This is a genomic window from Winogradskya consettensis, assembly GCF_018332715.1.
In the GTDB taxonomy this organism is placed as follows: domain Bacteria; phylum Actinomycetota; class Actinomycetes; order Mycobacteriales; family Micromonosporaceae; genus Actinoplanes; species Actinoplanes consettensis.
Genome location: NZ_BOQP01000079.1, coordinates 66367 through 75262, shown reverse-complemented (window position 1 = coordinate 75262; position 8896 = coordinate 66367). Strand labels below are relative to the sequence as shown.

General features: G+C 71.1%; 6 protein-coding genes. 2 read left to right on the top strand and 4 right to left on the bottom strand.

From position 1 onward, the window contains the following. Positions 1 to 241: 241 nt before the first annotated feature. The 4 genes from Aco04nite_RS47685 to Aco04nite_RS47670 are packed head-to-tail and all read right to left on the bottom strand — an operon-like array spanning position 242 to position 6066. On the bottom strand, positions 242 to 832 hold the full coding sequence (locus tag Aco04nite_RS47685; protein WP_213003779.1) for a TetR/AcrR family transcriptional regulator: 591 nt from the start codon (positions 830 to 832) through the stop codon (positions 242 to 244). Further along, the gene (locus Aco04nite_RS47680) at positions 816 to 2750 is read right to left on the bottom strand and encodes an acetyl/propionyl/methylcrotonyl-CoA carboxylase subunit alpha (RefSeq protein ID WP_213003778.1); all 1935 of its coding nucleotides are present in this window, start codon (positions 2748 to 2750) and stop codon (positions 816 to 818) included. Before Aco04nite_RS47680 ends, Aco04nite_RS47685 begins: the two co-directional genes overlap by 17 nt. 5 nt (positions 2751 to 2755) lie before the next feature. Beyond that, positions 2756 to 4339: an acyl-CoA carboxylase subunit beta gene (locus tag Aco04nite_RS47675; protein WP_438875011.1), complete on the bottom strand. Its 1584-nt coding sequence runs from the start codon at positions 4337 to 4339 to the stop codon at positions 2756 to 2758. After that, entirely contained in the window at positions 4336 to 6066 is a 1731-nt protein-coding gene (locus Aco04nite_RS47670; RefSeq protein WP_213003776.1) for an acyclic terpene utilization AtuA family protein, read from the bottom strand. Before Aco04nite_RS47670 ends, Aco04nite_RS47675 begins: the two co-directional genes overlap by 4 nt. Positions 6067 to 6145: 79 nt before the next feature. Here Aco04nite_RS47670 and Aco04nite_RS47665 point away from each other — a divergent pair, with 79 nt between their 5' ends. Both Aco04nite_RS47665 and Aco04nite_RS47660 read left to right on the top strand, forming a co-directional pair. Next, complete coding sequence (locus Aco04nite_RS47665) at positions 6146 to 7294, top strand: acyl-CoA dehydrogenase family protein (RefSeq protein WP_213003775.1); 1149 nt, start codon at positions 6146 to 6148, stop codon at positions 7292 to 7294. An 84-nt stretch (positions 7295 to 7378) separates the two neighbouring features. Then, complete coding sequence (locus Aco04nite_RS47660) at positions 7379 to 8887, top strand: alpha/beta hydrolase (RefSeq protein WP_213003774.1); 1509 nt, start codon at positions 7379 to 7381, stop codon at positions 8885 to 8887. Positions 8888 to 8896 lie beyond the last annotated feature (9 nt).

The window sequence follows — 8896 nt, the reverse complement described above, 5'->3', positions numbered from 1 at the left end:
TGAAGTGGTGGCGGATGGATCCTGGGAGGCGATCGTCGTGCTCACCGTGCCACGAGTTCATTGGCCGCCTTGTTGTCATCGGCAGATCCGGACAGTGCCAGGTCGCAGCACCAAGCCGCTTGGCCGGCGTCGGGTGAGACAGCAGATTAGTGATGGGGCGAGTTTGACAGTGGGCGCAGATTGGGCGGCAAGGCGCAGCGAGGGTGGGCGACTTGCTTGAGTTTGCGGGCCTCATGGGCCGTCAGGAAAGGGCGGCGGCCAGCTGGGTGGACCAGGCCTGGATGACGTGGGTGCGGCGGCGGGTGTCGTCGGTGAGGATGTTGGCCAGGGCCAGGCCTCGGGCGAGGTCGAGGGTGGCTTGGATCAGGGCGCGGACCGCGGGGTCCGTGTCGTCCACGCCGAGGAGGCGGACGGCTCGGGTGTGGACGCCTCGGGCGAAGTGGCGTTCCAGGGGGACCACCACGGCGCGGAGGTCGGGGTCGGCGGCGGCTGCTGTCAAGACCTGGAGGGCGGCTTGGAAGAGTTCGCCGCCGATGGCGTCCACCAGGCCGGTGACCACGGCGTGGACGCGTTCGGGGCCGGTGCCGGTGGGTTCGGGGAGGTTGTCGAGCAGGGCGGCTCGCGAGGAGAACATGTGTTCCAGGGCGGCCAGGATGAGGGCTTCGCGGGTGGGGAAGTGGTGTTGGACCGCGCCTCGGCTGATGCCTGAGCGGGCGGCGATGAAGGCGACCGTCGAGACTTCCCAGCCGTCCGTGGCCAGGCAGTGGATGGTTGTTTCGAGGAGGCGTTGGCGGGTGGCGCGGGAGCGGTCCTGTTTAGGTGGGGACGTCATGGCTCACCACTGCCAGCGGGGTGCCCTGGCTGACCTGCTGGCCTACCCGCACCGGGAGTTCGGTTACCGTGCCGGCCGCAGGGGCGTGTACCGCGTGTTCCATTTTCATCGCCTCCAGGCGGACCAACGGTTGGCCGGCTGTGACGGTTTCGCCCACCGCCACGTCGATGCGGACGACCGTGCCGGGCATGGGGGCGGTCAGGGCGCCGGGCGGGAGCTGGGTGGACGGGTCGGTGAAGCGGGGGAGGCGGCGCAGCGAGAGGGATCCGGCCGGGCTGTCGATCACCACGGTGTCGTCGAAGCGGCCGATGCGGAAGGCTCGGCGCACGCCGTCGACGTCGAGAACAACCCGGGCCGGGGAGGCCGAGACCAAGGAGATTCCGGACAGGTCCGGAACATCTAAAATTCCCCGGGCGAGACGGTACGCCGTGAGCAGCGAAACGTCGCCGATCGCATACCCCCGCGTGCGATAGCCGACGGGAATGTTCCGGAAGCCGCCGGCAACACCGGGAAGCAGGGGTCCCCGCTCGTGGGCGGCGTCGGACAACGCCGCGATCAGGGCCGCGAGCTGGAGATCGAGCCCGGGAGAGATGACCAGCGAGGCAGGCGGATGGTCGGCATAGAAGCTCGTGGAAGCCGTGCCGTCCAGGAACGTCGGGTGCAGCAGGCTTCCCACGAGCAGATCGCGGTTGGTGGTCACGCCGTGGATGCGGGATCGGCGCAGGGTGGCGGCGAGCTGGCGGATGGCGGCGACGCGGCTGGGGGCGTGCGAGATGACTTTGGCCAGCATCGCGTCGTAATGCGTGCCGATGACCGTGCCGGCCTCGACGCCGGAGTCGAGCCTGATGCCTTCCACCGCAGGTATGTCGAACAGATGCACCGTGCCGGTCTGCGGTCGCCAGTCGTCGACCGGGCTCTCCGCGTAGAGGCGGGCTTCGACGGCGTGGCCGGTCATGGCTGGTTCCGGGCCGGTGAGCGGGGCGCCCTCGGCCATGTCGAGCTGGAGGGCGACCAGGTCCGTGCCGGTGACGCATTCGGTGACCGGGTGTTCGACCTGGAGGCGGGTGTTCATCTCCAGGAACCAGAATTCGCCGTCGTCGTCGGCGAGGAACTCCACTGTGCCGGCGCCGACATAGCCGACCGCGGCAGCGGCGTCCCGGCCCGCGGCATGCAGGCGTTTGCGCAGGTCACCGCCCACCCGGTCGACGAGCGGGGCGGGGGCCTCCTCGATGACCTTCTGGTGGCGGCGCTGCAGGGAGCATTCGCGTTCGCCGAGCGCCCAGACCGTACCGTGCGCGTCGGCCATGATCTGGACCTCGATGTGGTGGCCGGTGGCGATGTAGCGCTCGCAAAAAACAGTGGGGTCCCCGAAGGCGGATGACGCCTCACGCGAGGCCTCGTCGATGGCAGAGGACAGGTCGGAAAGGGAGAAGACGATCCGGATGCCGCGCCCGCCACCACCGGCGGAAGCCTTGACCATGACCGGCAGGTCCGCCTCGGTGATGGTGGCCGGGTCGAGGCGCTCCAGGACGGGTACGCCCGCGGCGGCCATCAGGGACTTGGACTCGATCTTGGAGCCCATCAGGGAGATCGCGTCGGCGCTGGGGCCGATCCAGGTCAGGCCGGCCGCCTGCACCGCGCTGGCGAAGGCCGCGTTCTCGGCCAGGAAGCCGTAGCCCGGGTGGATCGCGTCGGCGCCGGCGCGTCGGGCGGCTTCGATGATGAGGTCGCCGCGGAGGTAGGTGTCGGCGGGGGTGGAGCCGGGGAGGCGTACGGCGCTGTCGGCCTCGTGGACGTGGGGGCTGCCGGCGTCCGGGTCGCTGAAGACGGCGACCGTCGCCAGGCCGCGGCGGTGGCAGGTGGTGAAGATGCGGCGGGCGATCTCGCCGCGGTTGGCTACGAGGACACTGGTGATCATCGGGCTCACATCCGGAAGACGCCGAAGGCGGTGGTGCCCTGGACCGGGGCGGTGTGGATCGCGGAGAGGGCGACGCCCAGGACGTCGCGGGTGTCGCGGGGGTCGATGATGCCGTCGTCGTAGACCATGCCGGACAGCACCAGGGGCATGGCCTCCGCGGAGATCTGCTGTTCGATCATGTGCTGGACGACCTGGGCGCCGTCCTCGTCGAACGGTTTGCCCTGGGCCTGCGCGGACGCCTTGGAGACCAGGTAGGTGACGTCGGCGAGCTGTTTGGCGCCCATCACCGACGAGCGGGCGCTGGGCCAGGTGAAGACGAATCTCGGGTCGTACGCGCGGCCGCACATGCCGTAGTGGCCGGCGCCGTACGAGTTGCCGATCAGCAGGGAGATGTGCGGGACCGTGGAGTTGGAGACCGCGTTGATCATCATGGCGCCGTGCTTGATGATGCCGCGCTGCTCGTACTCCTTGCCGACCATGTAGCCGGTGGTGTTGTGCAGGAACAGCAGGGGAGTGTCCGACTTGTTGGCGAGCTGGATGAACTGCGTCGCCTTCTGCGCCTCCTCGCTGAACAGCACGCCGCGGGCGTTGGCGAGGATGCCGATCGGGTAGCCGTGCAGCCGCGCCCAGCCGGTCACCAGCGAGCCGCCGTAGAGCGGTTTGACCTCGTCGAAGTCGCTGTCGTCGACGATCCGGGCGATCACCTCGCGTGGGTCGAACGGGGTCCGCAGGTCGGGCGGCACGATCGACAGCAGCTCCTCGGCGGGAAACCGCGGCGGCACCGTGTCGCCCGGGCAGGGGCCCGCCTTGCGCCAGTTGAGCCGCGCGACGATCTGCCGGCCGATCCGGATGGCGTCCTGCTCGTCGGCGGCGTAGTGATCGGCGAGGCCGGACACGCGGGCGTGCATCTCGGCGCCGCCCAGCGACTCGTCGTCGGAGTCCTCGCCGGTGGCGGCCTTGACGAGCGGCGGCCCGGCGAGGAAGACCTTCGACCGTTTCTCGATCATCACGACGTGGTCGCTCATCCCGGGGAGGTACGCGCCCCCGGCCGTCGACGTGCCGAACACCAGCGCGATCGTCGGGATCCCCGCGGCGGACAGCCGGGTCAGGTCCCGGAAGACCGCGCCGCCCGGGATGAAGACCTCCTTCTGCGTGGGCAGGTCGGCGCCACCCGACTCGACCAGCGCGATGACCGGGAGCCGGTTCTGCCGGGCGATCTCGTGCATCCGCAGCGTCTTGCGCAGCGACCACGGGTTGCTCGACCCGCCCTTGACCGTCGGGTCGTTCGCGATCAGCAGGCACTCGACGCCGCTGACCACCCCGATCCCGGCGACCACGCTGCCACCCACGGCGAAGCTGGAGCCGTATCCCGCCAGCGCGGCCAGCTCCAGGAACGGCGCGTCCAGGTCGAGCAGCAGCTCGATGCGTTCCCGGGCGGTGAGTTTGCCGCGTGCGTGGTGCCGGGCGACGGCCTTCTCCCCGCCGCCGGCGACGGCTTTCGCTGTCTCGGCGGCGACCTCGGCGAGCGCGTCCAGCATGGACTGCCGCGCGGCTTCGTCCGGCGCTAGCGTGGACCGCAGGACGGTCACCGTACCTCCACAGGGATCTCGACGTGCCGGGACCGCAGCCATTCGCCGAGCCCCTTGGCCTGCGGGTCGAACCGCGCGTTGTAGGCGACACCCGCGCCGAGCAGCCCCTCGATCACCACGTTCACGGCCAGTAGGTTCGGCAGCCGGGTGATCCGGATCGCCAGCCCCGCCGTCTCCGGCAACAGCTCCCGCACGGTCTCTTCACAGATCAAGTTCTCCAGCCATGGGTACGCCGAGACGTCCCGAACCCACAGCCCGATGTTCGCGTCCCCGCCCTTGTCCCCCGACCGCGCCCCCACCACCGTGCCGAGCGCCCGCCGCACTGTGGCCCCGCGCTCCGGTCCCGAGCCGGCCCCGCGCTCCGGTCCCGAGCCAGCGCCGCGCACCGGTCCCGAGCCGGTCCCTGCCGAGGACTCGACCGGCGGGGAGACCGGCGAGGCGGCCGGTCCGTGCAGTGGTTCCAGCGGGCGGGTCACCGTCGGCGGACCGATCCGGGTGACGGTTCCGTCGTCGAGGACCACCTCGTGGGCGGGGACGGATTGCGGGACGTACTCGGCGGTGAACACGCCGTAGGGGCGGGCGTCTCCTGGCGGCGTGGTGCTGAAGAAGCCGGGGTAACTGGCCAGCGCCAGCTCGACGGCGGCGTTCGTGAACGCGCGGCCCACCACTTTCGGGTCGGCGTGCCGGGCGACGACGGTCAGCAGCGCGGAGGCCTGCTGCTGGGTGGCGGCGTCCGCGGTGTCGAGCCGGGCGAGGGTCCACTCGACCTCGGCGGGGCCGTCGTCCGGGAACTGCCGGCGGAACAGTGCGGCCTTGGCGTCGATGTCGAGGCCGGTCAGCACGACGGTCATCTCGTTGCGGTAGCCGCCGACCGCCGTGCAGGCGACTTTCAGGTCCGGCGGGGGCGGCTCCCCGCGTACCCCTGAGATCTCGACCCGGTCCGGGCCCGCCTGCCGCAACCGGACCGTGTCGAGGCGGGTGGTGACGTCGGGCCCGGCGTAGCGCGCGTCGCCGATCTCGTAGACGAGCTGGGCGGTGACCGTGCCGACCGTGACCGCGCCGCCCGTCCCCGGCTGCTTCGTGATGACGCTGGACCCGTCTGCCCGCAGCTCGGCGATCGGGAAACCGGGGGCGCCCAGGTCGTCCAGCTCGGTGAAGAACGCGTAGTTCCCACCCGTGGCCTGGGTGCCGCATTCGAGCACGTGACCGGCAACGGTGGCCCCGGCGAGCGAGTCGAGGTCGGCGCGGCCCCAGCCGAAGTGCGCGATCGCCGGCCCGATGGTCAGCGATGCATCGGTGACGCGGCCGGTCACCACGACGTCGGCGCCGGCTTCGAGGGCACGGGCGATCCCGAACGCCCCGAGATAGGCGTGCTTGCCGGGGTCGAGCTCGTCACCGCGTACCACTGCGATCCTGGTGGTGAGGCCGAGGTCACGCACGGCCGCCGCCAAGCCGGTGGGGTTGACGCCGCCCGCGTTGGCGACGATGCGGACACCGCGGTCGAGGGCGAGCCGGAGACAGTCCTCGAGCTGGGCGAGGAACGTCCTGGCATAGCCGGTCGCGGGGTCACGGGCTCGGTCGCGGCCCAGGATCAGCATGGTCAGCTCGGCCAGGTAGTCGCCGGTGAGCACGTCCAGCCCGCCGCCCTCGAGCAGCTCGCGCATCGCGGTGAACCGGTCGCCGTAGAAGCCGGAGCAGTTACCGACCCGGAGCGTCTCGGTCGTCATGCGACCTGACATTGGCACAGCGGCAAAAAACAAGCAAGCGTGCTTGTTTCTCGGCCGGGCCCTTCGCTACGGTCGGCCGATGCGGCTCAACGAGGACCATCACGCGTTCCGGGACAGCGTCCGCCGGTTCGTCGACACCGAGATCAACCCGCACGTCGACGGCTGGGAGGCCGCGGGCCGCATGCCGCTGCACGACCTGTTCCCCAAGGTCGCCGCGCTGGGCCTGCTCGGCCTGGAATACGACGAGGCGTGGGGCGGCGAGGGCGCCGACCCCAGCTTCCAGCTCGTGGCGGCCGAGGAGTACGGGCGCATCCACGCGACCGGCGTCCCGATGGCGATCGGCGTGCAGGCGATGATGGCGACCCCGTCCCTGCACGAGTACGGCAGCCCCGAGCTGAAGGAGCAGTACCTCGCGCCCGCGATCGCCGGGCGGATGGTCGCCGCGATCGCCGTCACCGAGCCCGGCACCGGCTCCGATGTGGCCCAGCTGCGCACCCGGGCGGTCCGCGACGGCGACGACTGGGTCATCAGCGGCAGCAAGGTCTACATCACCAACGGCGCCCAGGCCGACTGGCTCTGCCTGCTCGCCCGCACCTCGCCCGGCGAGACCGGCTACCGCGGGATGTCGCAGATCGTGGTGCCTACCGACCTGCCCGGCTTCACGGTCGCGCGTACGTTCTCGAAGCTCGGCAACCGCTGCTCCGACACCGCCGAGCTCGTGCTGGACGAGGTCCGGGTGCCGGTCGCCAACACGATCGGCACGCAAGGGCGCGGATTCCAGCAGCAGATGCGCCAGTTCGTCACCGAGCGCATGTTCGCCGCGTACACCGCGGTCGGGCAGTGTCAGTACGCGCTCGACCGTACCCGTGCCTTCGTCCGTGACCGCACGGTCTTCGGCCGTCCCCTGGCCGAGCGGCAGTACGTCGCGTTCCGCCTCACCGAGCTGCAGGCCGAGGTGGAGCTGCTGCGCAGTCACAACCTGGTCACCTGCGAGACCCTCATGGCCGGTGAGGACATCACGCGGATGGCGACGGTCGCCAAGCTCAAGGCGGGCCGGCTCGTCCGCGAGGTCGCCGACTGGTGCCTGCAGTTCCACGGCGGCATGGGCTACCTGGAGGACACCTGGACCGCCCGCCTGCTCCGCGACACCCGCCTGACCTCGATCGGGGCCGGCGCCGACGAGGTCATGCTCCAGGTCCTGGCCCGCCTCGACGGATTGCCCGCCTGAACCCGCTGTCCCCCGTGCGAGCTACCCCACTTCGTCCACCCCGGAGGGATTCGGGGGATCCACCCCGGTAAATAGCGTTCAGGCATGAGAAAGATCGCTGCAGTAATGACCGTCGCGGCGCTGACGGGGATCGCGCTGACCGGCTGCGAGGCCGCCGACGACGAGGACAAGCCCGTCGCATTCGAGTCGTCGGCTTCCGCGCCCGCACTCGTGTGGGGAGCGTGCCCGACGCCGGGTGACGCCCGGCAGACCTGCACGACCGTGCAGGTCCCGCTCAACTACCAGGACCCGGGCTCGGCCACGATCGCGATCGCCGTGTCCAAGCTGTCCACCGCCAAGGCGGGCGAGCACCGCGACGCGCTCGTGCTGAACCCCGGCGGTCCCGCGCTGCCGGGCCTCGGCACGCCCTCCGCGGTGGCCCCCACGCTGCCCGCGTCCGTCCTGGCCGAGTACGACCTGATCGGCTTCGACCCGCGCGGTGTCGAGCACAGCAACCCGCAGAGCTGCGGGCTGGGGGAGCTGCCCGTGTACGGGCTCTTCCCGTTCCCGGCCGCGGACGGCTCGATCACCGCGAACGTCGAGGCCGCCAAGTCGATCGCCCAGAAGTGCTCGGCGGTCCCGGACCTGAAGTATTACAACACCGCCAGCACCGCCCGGGACCTCGACTGGATCCGCCAGGCGCTCGGCGTCGAGAAGCTCGCCTACTGGGGGCAGTCCTACGGGACCTATCTCGGGGTGGCGTACGACATGCTGTTCCCGGACCGGACCGGCAAGCTGATCCTGGAGGGCAACGTCGACCCGGCGAAGGCCTGGGCCGGTGAGGTCGGCTCGTGGGGCAAGGGTATGGCCGAACGGTTCCCCGACGCGGCCGCCGTCGCCGCGAAGCAGAGCGGCAGGACGGTCGAGCAGGTCACCGACTCCTACCTCGCCCTGGCCGACCGGCTCGACCGCACGCCGGCGCCGATCCCGGGCACGCAGGCCGCCCTGGACGGGTCACTGCTGCGCAACCTGACGTACGCCCTGCTGCTGCACAACGAGACCCTGCCGATGGTGCCCCAGCTGTGGACCGCCGCCGCCGATCTCGCCGACGGCAAGCTCACCGACGCCGACAAGGCCCTGATCGCTCAGGCCCTGACCCAGCCGCCGGCCACCCCGGGTGTGCCCGCGGACAACCAGGCCTCCATGTTCGTGGCCCTGATGTGCGGCGACGTCGCGTGGCCGGCCGGCGCCGACGGCTACCAGGCCGCCGTGGCCGCCGACCGCGAGGCCTGGCCGCTGACCGCCGGGATGCCGGCGAACGTCTGGCCGTGCGCCTTCTGGCCGAACCAGCCGATCGACGGGCCGATCACCGTCAGCGCCACGGGTGCCCGCAACGTCCTCATCCTGCAGAACCGCCGCGACAACGCCACGCCGTGGGACTCGGCGGCCGGCCTGCACGCCGAGTTCGGTGGCCGGTCCGCCCTCGTCGGCGTCGACAACGGCGGCCACTACGTCTACCACGCCGGCTCCGCGTGCGCCGATCAGGCGACCGTCACCTTCCTGAGCGGGGGAACCCTGCCGGGTGGCGACGTCGACTGCACCGACGCCGAATAGATCTTCTCG